The sequence below is a fragment of the Mesorhizobium sp. M0590 genome, assembly GCF_040320905.1.
Classification (GTDB): domain Bacteria; phylum Pseudomonadota; class Alphaproteobacteria; order Rhizobiales; family Rhizobiaceae; genus Mesorhizobium.
Genome location: NZ_JAMYQN010000003.1, coordinates 305335 through 322823 on the forward strand (window position 1 = coordinate 305335; position 17489 = coordinate 322823).

16 protein-coding genes are annotated in these 17489 nt (G+C 62.5%); 10 read left to right on the forward strand and 6 right to left on the reverse strand.

Annotation, left to right across the window (positions count from 1 at the left end; translation table 11 throughout):
* Nucleotides 1-65: 65 nt before the first annotated feature.
* Nucleotides 66-1433, reverse strand: a complete 1368-nt coding sequence (locus NKI52_RS08580; protein ID WP_352450711.1) for an Nramp family divalent metal transporter — start codon at nt 1431-1433, stop codon at nt 66-68.
* Nucleotides 1434-1669: 236 nt separating this feature from the next.
* Between NKI52_RS08580 and mntR the strand changes: the two genes are divergently transcribed.
* From mntR to NKI52_RS08595, 3 genes are all read left to right on the forward strand, one after another.
* Nucleotides 1670-2125 carry a manganese-binding transcriptional regulator MntR gene (gene mntR / locus NKI52_RS08585; protein ID WP_023678308.1) on the forward strand — a complete coding sequence of 152 codons (456 nt, stop codon included), beginning with the start codon at nt 1670-1672 and terminating at the stop codon, nt 2123-2125.
* Nucleotides 2126-2350: 225 nt separating this feature from the next.
* Complete coding sequence (ypfJ, locus tag NKI52_RS08590; protein ID WP_352567930.1) at nt 2351-3268, forward strand: KPN_02809 family neutral zinc metallopeptidase; 918 nt, start codon at nt 2351-2353, stop codon at nt 3266-3268.
* Nucleotides 3269-3418: 150 nt separating this feature from the next.
* Nucleotides 3419-4687: a TCR/Tet family MFS transporter gene (locus NKI52_RS08595; protein WP_352567929.1), complete on the forward strand. Its 1269-nt coding sequence runs from the start codon at nt 3419-3421 to the stop codon at nt 4685-4687.
* A gap of 54 nt (nt 4688-4741) precedes the next feature.
* Here NKI52_RS08595 and carA read toward each other — a convergent pair whose 3' ends face one another.
* Entirely contained in the window at nt 4742-5959 is a 1218-nt protein-coding gene (gene carA, locus NKI52_RS08600; RefSeq protein ID WP_352567928.1) for a glutamine-hydrolyzing carbamoyl-phosphate synthase small subunit, read from the reverse strand.
* Nucleotides 5960-6277: 318 nt separating this feature from the next.
* On the opposite strand from carA, the gene NKI52_RS08605 reads away from it, so the two are divergent.
* Entirely contained in the window at nt 6278-6727 is a 450-nt protein-coding gene (locus NKI52_RS08605) for a GatB/YqeY domain-containing protein (protein ID WP_352697656.1), read from the forward strand.
* A gap of 56 nt (nt 6728-6783) precedes the next feature.
* Entirely contained in the window at nt 6784-7341 is a 558-nt protein-coding gene (locus tag NKI52_RS08610; RefSeq protein WP_352697658.1) for a GNAT family N-acetyltransferase, read from the forward strand.
* 2 nt (nt 7342-7343) lie between these two features.
* Here NKI52_RS08610 and NKI52_RS08615 read toward each other — a convergent pair whose 3' ends face one another.
* From NKI52_RS08615 to NKI52_RS08625, 3 genes are all read right to left on the reverse strand, one after another.
* Nucleotides 7344-8525: an MFS transporter gene (locus tag NKI52_RS08615; RefSeq protein WP_352450716.1), complete on the reverse strand. Its 1182-nt coding sequence runs from the start codon at nt 8523-8525 to the stop codon at nt 7344-7346.
* A gap of 128 nt (nt 8526-8653) precedes the next feature.
* The gene (locus NKI52_RS08620) at nt 8654-8863 is read right to left on the reverse strand and encodes a DUF2061 domain-containing protein (RefSeq protein ID WP_023678301.1); all 210 of its coding nucleotides are present in this window, start codon (nt 8861-8863) and stop codon (nt 8654-8656) included.
* Nucleotides 8864-8994: 131 nt separating this feature from the next.
* Nucleotides 8995-10659 carry a Na/Pi cotransporter family protein gene (locus tag NKI52_RS08625; protein ID WP_352638252.1) on the reverse strand — a complete coding sequence of 555 codons (1665 nt, stop codon included), beginning with the start codon at nt 10657-10659 and terminating at the stop codon, nt 8995-8997.
* 378 nt (nt 10660-11037) lie between these two features.
* Here NKI52_RS08625 and NKI52_RS08630 point away from each other — a divergent pair, with 378 nt between their 5' ends.
* The 5 genes from NKI52_RS08630 (at nt 11038) to NKI52_RS08650 (ending at nt 17015) form a co-directional block, all read left to right on the forward strand.
* Entirely contained in the window at nt 11038-11409 is a 372-nt protein-coding gene (locus tag NKI52_RS08630) for an RcnB family protein (RefSeq protein WP_352567922.1), read from the forward strand.
* 157 nt (nt 11410-11566) lie between these two features.
* Nucleotides 11567-13528, forward strand: coding sequence for a DNA primase (gene dnaG / locus NKI52_RS08635; protein ID WP_352567921.1), 1962 nt, complete (start codon nt 11567-11569; stop codon nt 13526-13528).
* A gap of 374 nt (nt 13529-13902) precedes the next feature.
* Nucleotides 13903-15924, forward strand: coding sequence for an RNA polymerase sigma factor RpoD (gene rpoD / locus NKI52_RS08640; RefSeq protein ID WP_023678297.1), 2022 nt, complete (start codon nt 13903-13905; stop codon nt 15922-15924).
* Nucleotides 15925-16130: 206 nt separating this feature from the next.
* Nucleotides 16131-16424 carry a GYD domain-containing protein gene (locus NKI52_RS08645; RefSeq protein ID WP_023678296.1) on the forward strand — a complete coding sequence of 98 codons (294 nt, stop codon included), beginning with the start codon at nt 16131-16133 and terminating at the stop codon, nt 16422-16424.
* 210 nt (nt 16425-16634) lie between these two features.
* Nucleotides 16635-17015, forward strand: a complete 381-nt coding sequence (locus NKI52_RS08650) for a thiol-disulfide oxidoreductase DCC family protein (RefSeq protein ID WP_352457540.1) — start codon at nt 16635-16637, stop codon at nt 17013-17015.
* 62 nt (nt 17016-17077) lie between these two features.
* On the opposite strand, the gene NKI52_RS08655 is transcribed toward NKI52_RS08650, so the two are convergent.
* Entirely contained in the window at nt 17078-17335 is a 258-nt protein-coding gene (locus tag NKI52_RS08655; protein ID WP_352570975.1) for a DUF2798 domain-containing protein, read from the reverse strand.
* Between the last annotated feature and the right edge of the window lie 154 nt (nt 17336-17489).

Sequence of the window (17489 nt, forward strand, 5' to 3'; positions counted from 1 at the left end):
AATTTCCAGGGTTGGAAGGGCGGATGACTGCCGACCTTATCGTCTCAGCTTGGAGCCGAGAACGCTCAGCCCAAGCCAACGACCGTATCGTAGAGCAGCTTGAAGTTGAGCACCAGGATGAGCCCGGCGACCACCCAGGCCAGCACGGCAACGGCGCGGGAAATGGCGAAATTGCCCATCTTGCGCTTGTCCGAGACGAACTGCACCAGCGGTACGACAGCGAAGGGGAGCTGCATCGACAGGATTACCTGGCTGAAGACCAGCAACTGGCCGGTTCCCTTCTCGCCATAGAGCGCGGTGACCACCACCACCGGGATGATGGCGATGCCGCGCGTCAGCAGGCGGCGCGCCCATTGCGGGATGCGCAGCCGCAAGAACCCTTCCATCACGATCTGGCCGGCGAGCGTCGCCGTCACCGTCGAGTTCAGGCCGGAGGCGAGCAGCGCTACGGCAAACAGGATGGAAGCGATGCCGAGGCCAAGCAGCGGCGACAGAAGCTCGAAGGCCTGGCCGATCTCGGCAACGTCATGATGACCGGTGCCGTGGAACGCCACCGCCGACACGATCAGGATGGAAGCATTGACGAACAACGCCAGTATCAGCGCGATGGTCGAGTCGGTCGTCGCCCATTTGATGGCGTCGCGCTTACCGCGATCGGTGCGCTCATAGGCGCGGGTCTGCACGATCGAGGAATGCAGATAGAGATTGTGCGGCATCACCGTGGCGCCGATGATGCCGATGGCGATGTAGAGCATGGCCGGATTGGTGACGATCTCGGACGACGGCACGAACATCGCGTGCAGGATGGAGCCGACCGGCGGGGCGGCGGCAAAGATCTGAATGGCGAAGCAGCCGAAGATGATAATCAAAAGCGCTATGATGAAGGCCTCGAGGAAACGGAAGCCCTTGTTCATCAGCAGCAGCAGCAGGAAGGCATCGAGCGCGGTGATAATGGCGCCGCCGATCAGCGGAATCCCGAACAGCAGTTGCAAGGCGATCGCCGTGCCAATGACCTCGGCCAGGTCGCAGGCAATGATGGCCAATTCGCAAGCGACCCAAAGCATGAAATTGACCGGTCGCGGATAATAGGCGCGGCACGCCTGCGCAAGGTCGCGGCCGGTGGCGATGCCGAGCCGGGCGGCGAGTGCCTGCAGCAGGATCGCCATCAGGTTCGACAACATGATGATGAAAAGCAGCGTGTAGCCGAATTGGGCCCCGCCGGCGAGGTCGGTCGCCCAATTGCCCGGATCCATATAGCCGACCGAAACCATGTAGCCCGGCCCCATGAAGGCGAACAGCCGGCGAAGCCAGATCCCCGAGTGCGGCACCGCGATCGTTGCGTTGACTTCGCGAAGGCTGGGCTGCTCGTCGTCCTCCGGGCGGGCAAATCGCCACATGGACCGGGGGGCTGAGGTGGCTTCGGCTTCCGACATGAAATGGCTTTCCGCTGGAACGATCGATGTTGTCTCCTTATCTATGCCACGGCTGAACATTATGCAATATGCTATATTTCATTGTCTGAGCTTTTTCTTGTGGCCGCTTGGCCGTGCGGCCGGAACGGCAGTGAACGCCGGTTGCGCCGGCCACCGAATGGAAATAAACGGCCAGAACCAATAGGGTTCCGTGTTATGACCGCAATGTCGATTCAAACTGCCGGGAGGAGCGCGTATTGGCGCTGAAGAAAAGACCGGTTCCTCGCGAAAAGCCGCTGCCTGACGCAGAAATCCACTCGGAAGGCTTCAGGCAGACGCGTGAAGCGCGCCGCAGCGCGCTGGTCGAGGATTATGTCGAGCTCATCGCCGACCTGATCGAGGATGGCAACGAGGCGCGCCAGGTCGATATCGCGGCACGGCTCGGCGTCGCTCAGCCGACGGTGGCGAAAATGCTGACGCGGCTGTGCGCCGACGGGCTGGTCTCCCGGAAGCCTTATCGCGGCGTGTTCCTGACCGATGCCGGCCGCAAGGTTGCGGAAGAGAGCCGCATTCGCCACCAGACCGTCGAGGCCTTCCTGCGCTCGCTCGGGGTCAGCGCCGAGACGGCGCGCATCGACGCCGAGGGCATCGAGCATCATGTCAGCGCCGAGACGCTCGAAGCCTTTCGCAAGGCAATAATCGCCGCCCGCTGAAAAGCACGGCCAGCGTATCTCTTCGCGCGACTCTCGCTTCCCATGAGCAGGGTGAACGGCACAGACCTTGCGATGTCTCGGCCAGAGCAGGCAAGCGTCAGCAAGCATTGCTTGTTCGCACGAAAAATACTGTGACTTGGCGTAACCGTTGAGATAATTGTTGTCGTGTCCGATCGAACCGGGACACGGCCCGATCGGCCGGAAAATTGCATCACGGGGGTTGCCATGCTCTGGAAGGGCCGTCGTCAGAGTGACAATGTCGAGGACGAGCGCGGCCAGAGCGGCGGGCTTGGCGGCGGGCCGGGGCAGTTTCGCATCCCGATCGGCGGTCGCGCCGGCGGCGGCGGCATGTCGGGCATTATCATCGTAGGGTTGATTTTCCTGGCAGGGTGGTATTTCGGCTTCGACCCGAGTCAGATCCTCGATAACAGCGGCTTGCAGCCCGGCGGCGGTCAGATCACCGACAATAGCGGTGCGCAAGGCGGCGGCACCGGTGCGCCCGCCTCCGACGAGATGAAGCAGTTCGTGTCGACTGTGCTGGCCGAGACCGAGGACACGTGGACCGGTATTTTTCAGTCCGAGGGCCTGACCTATCAAGATCCAAAACTGGTCCTGTTCAGCGGACGGATCGGCTCTGCTTGCGGCTCTGCCTCGTCAGCGGCCGGACCATTCTACTGTCCCAACGATCGCAAAGTCTATCTCGACACCACCTTCTTCCAGCAGCTCGATCAGCAGTTCGGTGCCTCGGGCGATTTCGCACAGGCCTATGTGATCGCGCATGAGGTCGGCCACCACGTGCAGAACCTGGTCGGCATCCTGCCCAAATTCAACCAGATGCGGCAGAATATGAGCGAAGCCGACGCCAACCACATGTCGGTGCAGGTCGAGTTGCAGGCCGACTGCTTTGCCGGCATCTGGGCGCATTTCACCGGTCAGAAGGGCATTTTGGAGCAGGGCGACATGGCGGAGGCACTGAACGCCGCCAAGCAGATCGGCGACGACACGCTGCAGAAGAAGATGCAGGGCTACGTCGTGCCGGAAAGCTTCAACCACGGCACGTCGCAGCAGCGGCAGACCTGGCTGGCGCGAGGCTTCCAGAACGGCAAGCTTTCGGACTGCGACACGTTCAACAACCCGATCTGAGCCGCCGGTTTTCTCGTAATCCGAGAGACTGGATCGCAGTCAGGGGATGTCAGGATGAAAGCACTCGGCCCGTTCCCTCATTGTTCCCAGCGATGTGCTCGCCTATAAGGTGTGTTCCCGTTCGCTCGGGCGGCCCGAGGAGATACCATCATGATAGACCCCAAAACCGCCAGGCGGGGCCTTGCGCTTGTTTTCACCACCCTGCTGCTCGACGTCATCGGCTTCGGCATCATTATGCCGGTGCTGCCGGCCTATCTCAGGGAATTGACCGGCGTCGGCATCAGCGAGGCGGCTATCGAGGGCGGCTGGCTGTTCTTCGTCTATGCGGCAATGCAGTTCGTTTTCGCACCAGTGATGGGCGGGTTGAGCGACCGGTTCGGGCGGCGGCCAATTCTGCTCGCCTCGGTGCTGACGTTCGCTATCGACAATCTGATCTGCGCTATCGCCTGGTCCTATCCGATGCTGTTCATCGGCCGCGTGCTGGCCGGCATTTCCGGCGCCAGTTATTCCACGACATCGGCGTTCATTGCCGATATCTCGACCGACGAAAATCGTGCGAAGAATTTCGGCCTGCTCGGCATTGCTTTCGGCGTCGGCTTCGTCATAGGGCCGGTTCTGGGCGGGTTGCTCGGCACGTTCGGGCCGCGTGTGCCGTTCTATTTCGCTGCCGGGCTTGCTTTCGCAAACTTTCTGATCGCGCTGTTTCTGTTGCCGGAAACACTTGATAACAAGCACCGTCGCCGCTTCGAGTGGAAACGCGCGAACCCGGTCGGCACGCTCGTCCAGATGCGCAACTACGAAGGTATCGGCTGGATCGGACTTGTCTTCTTTCTGATGACGCTGGGGCACATGATGTATCCTGCGGTCTGGTCGTTCGTCTCCAGTTATCGCTATGGCTGGAGCGAACAACAGATCGGCTTCTCGCTCGGCGCCTTCGGCCTGTGCGGGGCGATCGTCATGGCGACAGTCCTGCCGCGCGTGATCCCTAAGCTTGGCGAGTGGAAGACGGCGGTAATCGGTCTGGCATTTACCGCACTCAGCGCCTTCGGCTACGCCTTCGCGTCACAAGGCTGGATGATCTATGCAGTGATCGTCGTCGGATGTCTCGAGGCGTTGGCCGACCCGCCGCTCAGAAGCCTTGCGGCCGCCAAGGTGCCACCTTCCGCCCAGGGCGAACTCCAGGGCGCAATGACCTCGATCTTCTCGATCACCTCGATCATCACACCGCTGCTTTATACGGCGATCTTTTCCTGGTTCACGGGGCCGAGCGCGCCCGTAGCTTTCGGCGGTGCCCCGTATCTGCTCGGCGCGATTTTCCTCACGCTGGCGCTCGTCGTCTTCGTCACCAGGGTGGCCAAGCCGACGCCGAAGGAAGTCAAACGCATGCACGCGCAGGAAGCGGTGACGGACGGGGCTTGATCGGCGCCGGGAGCCCGGCCGGCGCCGTCAATCAAATCCGTTTTTGCGCATGCGCTAAACACGCTCGGCCAGTGCCGGCTCGCCGCGCTTTTCGCGGATGAGATTGACGAAGCGGCGAAACAGATAGTGCGAATCCTGCGGGCCGGGCGAGGCTTCGGGATGATGCTGGACCGAGAAGACCGGCCTGCCGGTGAGCGCAATGCCGCAATTCGAACCGTCGAACAGCGAGACATGCGTTTCCTCGACGCCGCTCGGCAATGAGTCGGCGTCGACGGCAAAGCCATGGTTCATCGAGACGATCTCGACCTTGCCGGTGGTGTGGTCCTTGACAGGATGATTGGCGCCGTGGTGGCCCTGATGCATTTTTGCGGTCTTGCCGCCCAGCGCCAGCGCCAGCATCTGGTGGCCGAGGCAGATGCCGAAAAGCGGGATTTCGGTCTTCAACAGATCCTGGATGACCGGAACGGCGTAGTCGCCGGTGGCTTCCGGATCGCCGGGGCCGTTGGATAGAAAAATGCCGTCGGGCCGCATCGCCAGGATCTCCTCGGCGCCGGTTTTTGCCGGCACCACAGTGACCTTGGCGCCGAGGCCGGCCAGCAGGCGCAATATGTTGCGCTTGACGCCGTAGTCGACGGCAACGACGTGCATCGACGGATCAGCCTGTTCGCCAAAGCCCTCGTTCCAGACCCAGGGCGTCTCGCGCCAGACCGATGACTGGCCGGAGGTCACCTCCTTGGCGAGATCAAGCCCGATAAGCCCTGACCATGCGGCGGCGCGGCGCTTGAGGTCATCGACGTCGAAGATACCGTCGGGCGCGTGCGCGATGACGGCATTGGGCATGCCCTTTTCGCGGATCAGCGCGGTCAGCGCCCGCGTGTCGATGCCCGAAAGTGCGACGATGCCGCGCTTCTTCAGCCACTGGTCGAGACCGGTTCCGGCGCGGTAATTCGACGGGTTGGTGACATCGGCCTTGAACACGGCGCCGACGGCGCCGGCGCGGGCCAGCGGGTTGAGGTCCTCGATGTCTTCGTCATTGGTGCCGATATTGCCGATATGCGGAAAGGTGAAAGTGACGATCTGGCCGGCATAGGATGGGTCGGTGAGTATCTCCTGGTAGCCGGTCAGCGCGGTGTTGAAGCAGACCTCGGCGACGGCGGAGCCGGTGGCGCCCAGACCGCGGCCCTCTATGACAGTGCCGTCGGCCAGCACCAGCAGGGCTGTCGGCCTCTCGCTGGCCCAAGGGGGGGTCGACGCGGCTGTCTTCGTTGCCATGGCGGCACTCCTAAAGGTTGCGCCCTCAGTCGGCGCAACAAAAGGCGCGAAGCGGCGATCTCACAGCCTCGGCGCGCTAAGTTTTCATTTGTGCCTGTCGTTGCCAAAACCGCTACGCATTTTTGGGCGACGTGCACTAGAATTCAATTCATGCAAGGCCCAGTACATAGGGGAAGGCGCCAAGGCGGTCAATGATGCCGCGCCGTGCGTGCCTGGATTTATTTCGTCGAATAATATCAGCGGTTTGCCGGACGCTATCGAATTTGCCTTGAGCTATCGGCACGACTATTGTCCGCGGCATTCGAAGGAGAAAGCACCATGCGAGGCAAAATCGCCGAATCCCTGAAGAGTGCGATGAAGGCGCAGGACAAGCGCCGGCTGCCGACATTGCGGCTGATCCAGGCGGCCATTCATGATCGCGACATCGCCAATCGCGGCGCCGGCAAGGAGCCGGCCAGCAACGACGAAATCCTGCAGATCCTGGCCAAGATGGTGAAGCAGCGCGAAGAATCGGCCAAGGCGTTCGATGACGGCAAGCGGCCGGAGCTTGCAGCGCAGGAGCGCGACGAGATGGCCATCATCCGCGACTTCCTGCCGACGCAACTGGGTCAGGCCGAGACGGAAAGCGCCGTCCGTTCCGCCATCGCCGAGACCGGCGCCAGCGGCGTCAAGGATATGGGCAAGGTGATGGCGGCGCTCAAGGAGAAATACGCCGGTCAGATGGATTTTTCCGAGGCGAGCGGCATCGTCAAGAGCCTGCTTCAGTAAGCTGCCGAAGGCCCTTGCCGTCGCGCCCGCAATCCGGCAGCCAAAAGCTCGCGCCCGTGATCAAACTCGTCAAACCGGCGCTTGAACACCTGCCGTCCTACAAGGCGGCCCTCGAGCGCGGCTGGTCGCCGGACAATGTGGGGCTGCTCGACGCGACGCGCGAGCAGCTTGCGGCTATCGAAAAGGATCCAGCGACTTTCCTTGGCGATCTCGACGATTCCGATGGCAAGGGACCGCCGATCACCTTGCCCGACGGTTCGACGGTGCCGCGGCTGCCCGGATTCCGGCGCTGGATCTGGGACGGGGAAGTCGCAGGCTCAATCGGCCTGCGCTGGCAGCACGGCACCGCGGCGCTGCCGTCGCATGTGCTCGGCCACATCGGCTATGCGGTGGTGCCGTGGAAACGGGGACGCGGCTATGCGACCGAGGCGCTGCGGCTGATGCTGGTGGAGGCGAGGGCGGTTGGCCTGCCCTTCGTCGAAATCACCTGCAAGCCTCACAATGTGCCCTCGCAGAAGGTCGTTCTGGCCAATGGCGGCCGGCTCGTCGGGCGTTTCTTCGAGGACGCCGCCTATGGCGGCGCGGAAAGCCTGCGCTACCGGATCGATCTGTAGCCCTATTCGGCGGCAGCCGGCAGCGGCGGCGCAGCCCGGCTTCGCCATTCCCAGACATGCGAGGCAAGCGCAACCGCGACCGCGACCAGCATGGCGATCGCGCCAACCACCGGCAGGCTGCGATAGCCATAGCCGGCATTGAGCATCGCCGCGCCGAGCGATGCGGCGAGCGCGATGCCGACATTGAAGCCCGACGGGATGAGCGACGAGGCAAGGTTGGAGGCGTCTGCGGTCCAGGTCAGGATGCGGGTCTGGATCGGCGTGCCGATGGCAAAGTTGAGGCCGCCCCAGACGAAGATCGCTATCACCATCGGCAGCGGGTAAGGGCTGACAGCGTAGATCAAGGCGAGCATTGCCGCCTGTAGGAAAAGCATGGCGATGAGCGACGGCATCAGCTTCCAGTCGGCGAGCCGCCCGCCGACGAAGACGCCGATCGTTGCGCCGACCCCATTGAGCAAGAGCACCCAAGGTATCCATTTCTCGTCGAGGCCTGTGACCTCAAGCAGCGTCGGCGTGATGTAGGTGAACAGGCCGAACTGGCCGATCATCAGCATCAGCATAATAATGAGCGAGGTCCAGACCTGCTGGCGTGCGAGCACGCGGACCTCGCTTCCAAGGCTCGCCGACGGGCTCGACGATCCCGTCTTGCGCGGCAGCAGGGCGCCGATTGCCGTGAAGGCCACCACACCGAGCGCGCACATCACCCAGAATGTCGCACGCCATCCCCAGATGTTGCCGATTGCCGTGCCGGCCGGAACGCCGATTACGTTCGATACGGTGAGGCCGGACAGGATCAGCGCCACCGCCATGCCGCGCTGGTCTTCGCGCACGAGGCCGACGGCCACCACCATGGCAACGCCGAAATAGGCGCCATGCGCCACGGCCACCGCTATCCGCAACAGCAGCATCGAAGCGAAGTCGGGCGCCAGCGCGCAGGCGGCCTGGCCGATGGTGAAGGCTGCAGTCAGTCCAAGCAGCAGGGCCTTGCGGGAGAACCTTTTGGTGGCGAGCGCCAGCAGCGGGCCGCCGACTGCAATGCCGCCGGCATAGCCGGAAACGAGATAGCCGGCGGTCGGGATCGCGACGCCAAGGCCCTCCGCCACCTGCGGCAGCACGCCGGCGATGACGAATTCGGTGGTGCCGAAGGCGAAGGCGGCAATGAACAGGGCAATGAGGGGGAGCATGGCGGAAAGGCGATCCTCGGATAAGGTCGCCTCAAACCACGGATGAGGGCAGCGGGCAATCCAGAAATTGTCGACGCCGCTTTAGCTTTTCTTGATCGCCGGTCAGGCGCCCGCCGCGGAGGCAAGAGCTAGGCGGCTGCCTTCCTTCCATAAGGAATTTTCAGCCACGCTCGCTCGTGAAGATAGTAGAGCAGCGACTTGGTGACGACCTCGGTCAGGCCGATGGCCGCGGCGAGCTTGATGCTTCCGGTCACGACGAGCGAAATGATCATCGTGTCGATGGTGCCGGTGACGCGCCAGGAAAGCGCTTTGGCGAAGCTGCGGGAATGGGTGTCCATCGACTTTCCTTCCGGTAGATGCGGCGATCTTTAGCCGACAGACAGGAGGTGGCGCAAAGATAATTTTTGCGCATTGGCCAACAGCAATTTTCTAGGCGATGTTCTGAAGCTACCCGGCCTGTGGATGCAATCTATCCGGCCTTCAGCCGCGAACCGGTGAGCAGGCCGCGCTCTTCAAGTACGGGATAGGCCATCGAGGCGAGCAGCGAGTTGATCTGCTTGAGGTCGCGAATGGTGTCGAGATGGATCGAACTGGTCTCGACGCTCTTGGGGGTGCCGTCGCGCAGCCGCACGAAATGGCTCTGGCTGGTTTCCTTCTCGCGGTCGCGCAGCCGGTCCTTTTCCAGCACCAACTGGCGAGCGGTCTCCGGATCGCGGGATACCAGCACGTTGAAGGCAAGCCTGGCATTGGCAAGCACCAAGCCATGGAAGGCGCAAAGCTCACGCCAGCCTTCCGGCGTGAACTCCAGCCCGCGCTCGAATTTCTTCTTCACGTGGACCAGCATGTTGCGCACGATGATGTCGCCGACCTGCTCCAGCTTGACGCAGGCGCCGATCAGCTCCTGGCAACGCAGCGCCTCGTCCTCGCTCAACGGGTTCTTGGTGACCTTGGCCAGATAGAGCTTGATCGCAGCGTGCTTCCTGTCGACACGGTCGTCGAGTGCGGCCAACGCGCCGATCTTGTCGGCATCGGCGCTCTCATAGAGCTCGATGATCCGTTTCAGCATGATCTCGACCGTTTCGCAGACCCGCACCACCTCGCGGGTGGCGTTGGCCAATGCCTGGCTCGGCACGTCGAGCGCACTTTCGTTGAGCGCCGAAAGCTCGACGACGTCGAGCGCGTTGGCGGCCTGGGGCTTGGTGCCCAACGCCACGATCCTTTCCGAGGCGCGATAGACCAGGCTCGCCAGCGGTAGGCCGGCGATCAGGATCAGGATGTTGAAGACAATGTGGGCATTGACGATCTGCTCGGGCACCGTGCTGCCCAAGAAGGCGACCGGCGGCTTGAACGTCAGGAACAGGATCAGCATGATCAGCGAACCCATGCCGCGCATCAGGAGATTGCCGATCGGCACGATACGAACGCCGGGTTCTGCGTTGCGGGTTAGAAGCGGCGCAATGATCGAAGAGCCGAGATTGACACCGAGCACCAGCACGATGCCGAGTTCGGGCGGGATGAAGCCGCGGCCGGCCAGCGTCACCATCAGCAGCACCGCGGCGATCGAGGAATGGAACAGCCAGGTGACCAACGCCGCCAGAAGATAGGCGGTGACCGGATCGCCGGAGAAGTAATCGACGATGAGCGGCATCAGCGTGCTCTGGCGCAGTGGCTCCGACGCCTGGCCGATCATCTCCAGCGACAGAAGCAGCAGGCCGATGCCGACCAGGATGCGGCCGAACTGGCGCCAGTCGCGCCGCTCGGTGGCCATGAACATGACGGTGCCGGCGACCAGGCAGATCGGCACCAGCAGCGACAGATCGAAGGTGAGCAGCTTGACCACCAGTGCCGAGCCGATCTCGGCGCCGCGCACCGCAAGCTGGCCCGACATGCCGCTGACAATACCGGAGCCGGCGAATGAGCCGACCAGCAAGGTGACGGCGGTCGAGCTTTGCAGCGCGACAGCCAGGCCGCAGCCGGCCAGAACCGCCATGAACGGATTGCGCATTGTGGCGCGCAGTTTGTGGCGCAGCACATCGCCATAGGCGCGCTCGACGCCGGTCTTCACCAAACGGGTGGCAAACAGCATCAATGCGACCGCACCGGCAAGGTGCAGCAAAACGACAGAGCCACTCATGCCCGACCCCGCAACCCAACAGATGCCAGCGACGCGGGCGCCGTGACGTCAAGGGTGCAAAAGTGGGCGCGAATCGTGGACATTGCAGAGGTTGATATTACTCCGATTTATTTTAGCCGAATAATAAATTTTGCCCGGTTCCGACGCCTGTTGGCACGCGACGGAGCGTGTCGGAAATGGATGGCTGACAAAATGGTTGCATAGACTGCGGAGTTGCGGCGGGTCATGCGTCCATTCGCGGATGCCAGCTTTAAAGGTAGCGCTGAATTAGTCGTTCTAAATATAAGAAATCATTACGAAAACGTAATCTCGGTGTTCAGTTTCGGTTCATCCGTCCGGCTCTATTCCCTAGGCATCGACAACCAAGGAGTACCCGCCATGAAACGCGTCGTTCTTTCCGCCATTGCCTTCTCGATGCTGGCTGCAACCACCTGGCAGGGCCAGGCTGCACCTCTGAACACACCAAACGCGCCGCAGTCGAACTACAGCCAGGTCGACTGGCAAAGGCCCGGCAGGCATGTCGACGTGAACAAGCGCGTCGTAGTGAAGAAAAAGATCGTCGTGAAGCGCAGCCATTGGCGCAACGGCCAGAGATATTCCAGCTGGAAGCGTCACCAGCCGATCCGCGACTATCGCCACTATGGCCTGCGCCGTCCGGGTCCCGGGCAGGAATGGATCCGGGTCGGCAACGACTATCTGCTGGTCAGCGTTCTCTCCGGCCTGATCTTCGGTGCTATCGCCGCGCAATGAGCCCGGAACGGCTGACCGCGCTGCGTCGGTTTAGATCGAGAAGGCGGCCCGCGGGCCGCCTTCTCTTTTTGGCCTGTGAAAACCGGGTATGATCGCCATTAGGAGTCGTCGGGCTTCGCCCGTGTGATTATATGGAGGCCAAACGGGCTGTCCCCCCATGCGCTTTCCACCTGCTTTCCTCGACGAGATCCGCGACCGCGTGCCGATTTCTTCGGTGATCGGCCAGCGCGTCGCGTGGGACAGGAAGAAGACTAACGCGCCGCGCGGCGACTATTGGGCGTGCTGTCCCTTCCATGGCGAGAAGAGCCCGTCCTTCCACTGCGAGGACAAGAAGGGCCGCTACCATTGCTTCGGCTGCTCGGTTTCGGGCGACCATTTCAAGTTCCTGACCGAACTTGACGGGATGAGCTTTCCTGAAGCGGTCGAGAAGATCGCCGACATGGCCGGCGTGCCGATGCCGGTTCGCGATGCCCAGGAGGAGCGGCGCGAAAAGGAACGCGCCAGCCTGACTGACGTCATGGAGATGGCGACGGCGTTCTTCCAGGAACGGCTGCAGGGACCGGAAGGGGCAAAGGCCCGCGCCTATCTGCGCGACCGGGGGCTGACACCGGCGACGCAGCAGTCTTTCCGCCTCGGCTATGCCCCCGACAGCCGCAATGCGCTGAAGGAGCATCTTGCCGCCAAGGGTGTCCCCAAGGCCGACATCGAGGCGTGCGGGCTGGTGCGCCATGGCGACGACGTCCCGGTTTCCTATGATTGGTTCCGCGACCGCATCATGTTCCCGATCCCGGATTCCAGGGGCAAGATCATCGCCTTCGGAGGGCGGGCACTGGCGCCGGATGCGCTGGCCAAATATATGAACTCGCCCGATACGGAGCTCTTCCACAAGGGCAACGTGCTCTACAATTTCGCCCGTGCGCGGCAAGCACTGGGAAAGGGGGCGCTGGCCAAGGGCGGCACCGTCATTGCCGTCGAAGGCTACATGGATGTGATCGCGCTGGCGCAGGCCGGCTTCGAAAACGTGGTGGCGCCGCTCGGCACCGCGTTGACTGAAAACCAGCTCGAACTTCTATGGCGCATGGCTGGCGAGCCGGTGCTGTGCTTCGACGGCGACCAAGCCGGGTTGAAGGCAGCGTGGCGCGCCGCCGACATGGCGCTGCCGGCGGTCCAGGCAGGCCGCTCCGTGCGCTTCGCCCTGCTGCCGGAGGGCAAGGATCCCGACGATCTGGTCAAGGGTGACGGGCCGGATGCGTTCCGCGCCGTGCTTTCCGAGGCGCGGCCGCTGGCCGACCTCTTGTGGATGCGCGAGACCGCCGGCGGCATCTTCGACACGCCGGAACGGCGGGCGGAGCTCGAAAAGACGCTACGCGAACTGACCAGCCGCATCCGCGACGAGAGCCTTCGCTATCACTACCAACAGGAAATGCGCGAGCGCGTGCAGAGCTTCTTCGGTGCCCAGCGCGGACGCCAGGGACGTCAGGACGGACGACCCGGTGAGCGCTTCCCGGGCAGGGTCTCAGCACCCGGCGGACAGTTTGCACGTGGCGGCGGTGCCGGTGGGCGCACCGCGATCACCGAAAGCCTCGGCCGCTCGGCGCTGGTCAAACGCGGCGGCGAGGGCATGTCGGTGCGCGAGGCGACGATCATTGCGGCCCTCGTCAACCATCCCGTGCTGATCGACGAGAATTTCGCCCATGTCGAGTTCCTCGATCTCGCCAATTCCGATCTGAAGCGGCTGCATGCGGCCATCCTCGACGCCATGGCGCACGATATGGCCAACAACCGCGAGGCTGTAATCGCGACGATCGAGCGGGCCGGCTGCGGTGAGATCTGGCAGCGCGCGGTGGCGCTGATCAAACGTGCGCGGCAATGGCCGGCGCTGGAAACGGCAGCACTCGACGATGCTCGCGATGCGTTCAGCCAAGCTCTCCACTTGCAGCGCAGCGCGCGCACCTTACATAAGGAGCTGAAGCAGGCGGAAGCAGCGCTCGCCAGCGATCCCACGGACGAAAATTACCGGCACCTGGTCGAAATCCAGGCGCAATTTCGTGATGTGCAGGCAACGGAAGCGCTGATCGAAGGGTTTGGCGTATCGTCGGGCAGAGCTGGGCGCGTTTAGATCGAAGCCTCCAGAAGACTGAAATGTAAGGCCGTGCTTGCGCGTTGAATCAAGCGTGCGGTGCTCTAAGTCGGGTAATTGATTCGCTTTTTTCATGCGAATCATGCGAGAGGCGCTTGACCTTCCGGCAGAATGGCGGAATCAGGTCGATTCGAAACGTTAACCCGCCCCGGCATCGACGGGAATGCAGCGATGTAAGGTACTGATCACTGGACAGGCAGTCAGCTTGCCACAGATATCAGGGTTAATCTGGACTTAACGAGAGATGCAGTTACTGGCCCGGTAAAGCGCGTTCTGGAAGGAGCGCATCCAATTTGACCGGACCGGCAGCTTACGCGGCTTTGATACTCAGCCGCTTGGAGAAAATAAAGACTATGGCGACAAAAGAAAAGGAAGAAGTCGAGACCGAACGCGAGGCCGCGACCGATGGCCCTCTGCTCGACCTTTCCGACGATGCTGTCAAGAAGATGATCAAGGCCGCCAAGAAGCGCGGTTATGTCACCATGGACGAGCTGAATTCGGTGCTGCCCTCGGAGGAAGTGACCTCCGAGCAGATCGAGGACACGATGGCCATGCTTTCCGACATGGGCATCAACGTGGTCGAGGACGACGAGCAGGGCGAGGAGCCCGAAGCCGCCGACACCGCCGCTGATGCCGAGGAAGACGCCAACGAGCTCGCCGAGCAGACCGGCACCGCCGTCGCCGCCACCACGACCAAGAAAGAGCCGACCGACCGAACCGACGATCCGGTCCGCATGTATCTGCGCGAGATGGGCTCGGTGGAGCTTCTGTCGCGCGAGGGCGAAATCGCGATCGCCAAGCGCATCGAGGCCGGCCGCGAGACGATGATCGCGGGCCTTTGCGAAAGCCCGCTGACTTTCCAGGCCATCATCATCTGGCGTGACGAGCTCAACGAATCGAAGATCCTGCTGCGCGAGATCATCGACCTCGAGGCGACCTATGCCGGGCCGGAGGCCAAGCAGGCGCCGGTTGTCGAGCGTATCGAGGAAGCCAAGACCGAGGAAAAGTCGCGCCGTTCGCGCGAGGACGAGGACGACATCACCAATGTCGGCGGCGACACGCGTGGCCTGGTGGACGACGACGAGGAAGACGATGACGAGGCGAGCCTGTCGCTGGCGGCCATGGAAGCGGAACTGCGCCCGCAGGTGATGGAGACGCTCGACGTCATTGCCGACACCTACAAGAAACTGCGCAAGCTGCAGGACCAGCAGGTCGAGAACCGGCTGGCCGCCGCCGGCACGCTGTCGCCCAGTCAGGACCGCCGGCTGAAGGAATTGAAGGACCAACTGATCAAGGCGGTGAAGTCGCTGTCCTTGAACACGGCGCGCATCGAGGCGCTGGTCGAGCAGCTCTACGACATCAACAAGCGCCTGGTGCAGAACGAAGGCAAGCTGTTGCGGCTGGCCGAAAGCTATGGCGTGCGCCGCGAGGAATTCCTCAAGGAATATCAGGGCTCGGAGCTCGATCCGAACTGGACCCGCTCGATCGGCAATTTGACTTCGCGCGGCTGGAAGGAATTCACCAAGAACGAGAAGGACGCCATCCGCGACCTGCGCGCCGAGATCCAGAACCTCGCCACCGAGACGGCGATTTCGATCCAGGAATTCCGCAAGATCGTCAACCAGGTGCAGAAGGGCGAGCGCGAAGCCGCGATCGCCAAGAAGGAAATGGTCGAGGCCAATCTGCGCCTCGTCATCTCCATCGCCAAGAAATACACCAATCGCGGCCTGCAGTTCCTCGACCTGATCCAGGAAGGCAATATCGGCCTGATGAAGGCGGTCGACAAATTCGAATACCGCCGCGGCTACAAGTTCTCGACCTACGCGACGTGGTGGATCCGGCAGGCGATCACCCGTTCGATCGCCGACCAGGCGCGCACCATCCGCATTCCGGTGCACATGATCGAAACGATCAACAAGATCGTGCGCACCTCGCGCCAGATGCTGCATGAGATCGGCCGTGAGCCGACGCCGGAAGAACTGGCGGAAAAACTCGCAATGCCGCTGGAAAAAGTGCGCAAGGTGCTGAAGATCGCCAAGGAGCCGATCTCGCTCGAAACGCCGGTTGGCGACGAGGAGGATTCGCATCTCGGCGATTTCATCGAGGACAAGATGGCGATCCTGCCGATCGACGCGGCGATCCAGGCCAATTTGCGCGAGACGACGACGCGCGTGCTGGCCTCGCTGACGCCGCGCGAAGAGCGCGTGCTCAGAATGCGCTTCGGCATCGGCATGAACACCGACCACACGCTTGAAGAGGTCGGCCAGCAATTCTCGGTCACCCGCGAGCGCATCCGTCAGATCGAAGCCAAGGCGCTGCGCAAGCTCAAGCACCCGAGCCGGTCGCGCAAGCTCAGAAGCTTCCTCGACAGCTGAGGCCGGGTGACGGATAAGCAGTTTCAAGGGCGCCGGTGGCGCCCTTTTCCGTTTGGGCAGAGGCGATCACGATTGAACGCGCCGCTCTTGCGTGTCGTGCCCTACGAGAGGATAATTCCGCGACGGACGCATTCTCTGGGCGACAAACCCGGATGCCCGCCCCGGCGGTTGACGCCGTGCTCCGTGGCCCCGGAGGGAGGTGTGCCATGACAACTTACATCGTGCTGATCAACTGGACGGAACAAGGCGCCAAAAACGTGCGCGAGTCGCCGAAGCGGCTCGATGCCGCCAAGAAGATGCTGGGAGACATGGGCGGATCATTCAAGGCATTTTATCTCACCATGGGGGATTGCGACATGGTGGCGGTGCTCGAAGCGCCCGACGATGCCGTCTTGGCTCGTTTCTCGTTAATGCTGGCGACGGCTGGCAACGTCAGGACGCGGACGCTCAAGGCTTTCCCGGAGGATGCCTATCGCGAGATCATCACCTCGCTCGGGTGAGCCGCTGCTCCTGAAGCGCGTCGCGCTGAACGGCCCTTGCGACGCGCTTTAAGCTCTTCTTTTTATGCATGTCGTTATCGTAAAACCGCTGCGTACCCTTTGGGCGACCTGGATCAGCGAAACCGGCCATTCCGCCGGTATCGTGTCACGTTGCGGCGCAACGGCATTTCTCGGATAATCCGTGCGTGTCCTCTGGTGCCGTTTCGAAACATGGCCAAGCCTCTGCTGACTGTCTGGTACAATACGCGCTGTCCGGTCTGCGATGCCGGTATCAGCCGGCAGAAGCGGCGACTGATCGAGGCGGTCAAGGCCGGGCGGATCGAATTTCGCGACATCAATGCCGAACCGGCGGCGCTGGCCGGATACGGCATCGGGCTGGAGGACATCCGGCGCCGGCTGTATGCGATCGACGCCGACGGCAAATTGCTGGCCGGCGCCGATGTTGCCATTGCTGTATGGCGGACGACGCCCGGCGAAGGCTGGCTCGCAACGCTGTTCGGCAATCCCGGCGCACTGCCGTTGACGCGCTATGGCTATGATCGTTTCGCCGATCTGCTCTACGCCTGGAATCGGCGCAAAGGCCGCTGGTAACGGTATTATTCGCTCCGCACCGAAAGGTCCGGAGATTGTTTCCAGGCCTTTCGCGTGCCCTGCTATCGAGCCGCGGGCTCGCAAAGCCAGCCAATGATGCAGCGCACCGCCGGCAGCACCAGCAGCAGCGTCGGAAAGGCCACCAGCCAGGACAGACCCCAAGCCGTCAGCCAAGTGGCCAGCATGTCGGGCTGGAAGCCAAGGCTTTTCAGTGTCGAGATGAACGACACGATGAACGTCATCAGCAACGACAGCACCAGCGGGCCGAGCACGGCGGCATAGCGCGCAGGCAGCTTACTGCGCGGGGTGTTCATGGTCATTTGGATTTCCCTGAAGCATCCGGTTCGTCGCCTTGCATCCATTCGCCGGTATTGTCGGCGTAACTGCCCGGAACGACCGGGGTGGATGCGTTGCTTCACGTCAGACGCTTACGGAGCGGCCTTCGGCCCTCATGCACCCTCTAGCTGCCCTCGC

Coding starts and splice junctions, on each gene's coding strand:
- NKI52_RS08580 (WP_352450711.1), bottom strand. CDS start 1,433: ATGTCGGAAGCCGAAGCCACCTCAGCCCCCCGGTCCATGTGGCGATTT.
- ypfJ (WP_352567930.1), top strand. CDS start 2,351: ATGCTCTGGAAGGGCCGTCGTCAGAGTGACAATGTCGAGGACGAGCGC.
- NKI52_RS08595 (WP_352567929.1), top strand. CDS start 3,419: ATGATAGACCCCAAAACCGCCAGGCGGGGCCTTGCGCTTGTTTTCACC.
- carA (WP_352567928.1), bottom strand. CDS start 5,959: ATGGCAACGAAGACAGCCGCGTCGACCCCCCCTTGGGCCAGCGAGAGG.
- NKI52_RS08605 (WP_352697656.1), top strand. CDS start 6,278: ATGCGAGGCAAAATCGCCGAATCCCTGAAGAGTGCGATGAAGGCGCAG.
- NKI52_RS08615 (WP_352450716.1), bottom strand. CDS start 8,525: ATGCTCCCCCTCATTGCCCTGTTCATTGCCGCCTTCGCCTTCGGCACC.
- NKI52_RS08620 (WP_023678301.1), bottom strand. CDS start 8,863: ATGGACACCCATTCCCGCAGCTTCGCCAAAGCGCTTTCCTGGCGCGTC.
- NKI52_RS08625 (WP_352638252.1), bottom strand. CDS start 10,659: ATGAGTGGCTCTGTCGTTTTGCTGCACCTTGCCGGTGCGGTCGCATTG.
- NKI52_RS08630 (WP_352567922.1), top strand. CDS start 11,038: ATGAAACGCGTCGTTCTTTCCGCCATTGCCTTCTCGATGCTGGCTGCA.
- dnaG (WP_352567921.1), top strand. CDS start 11,567: ATGCGCTTTCCACCTGCTTTCCTCGACGAGATCCGCGACCGCGTGCCG.
- rpoD (WP_023678297.1), top strand. CDS start 13,903: ATGGCGACAAAAGAAAAGGAAGAAGTCGAGACCGAACGCGAGGCCGCG.
- NKI52_RS08645 (WP_023678296.1), top strand. CDS start 16,131: ATGACAACTTACATCGTGCTGATCAACTGGACGGAACAAGGCGCCAAA.
- NKI52_RS08650 (WP_352457540.1), top strand. CDS start 16,635: ATGGCCAAGCCTCTGCTGACTGTCTGGTACAATACGCGCTGTCCGGTC.
- NKI52_RS08655 (WP_352570975.1), bottom strand. CDS start 17,335: ATGACCATGAACACCCCGCGCAGTAAGCTGCCTGCGCGCTATGCCGCC.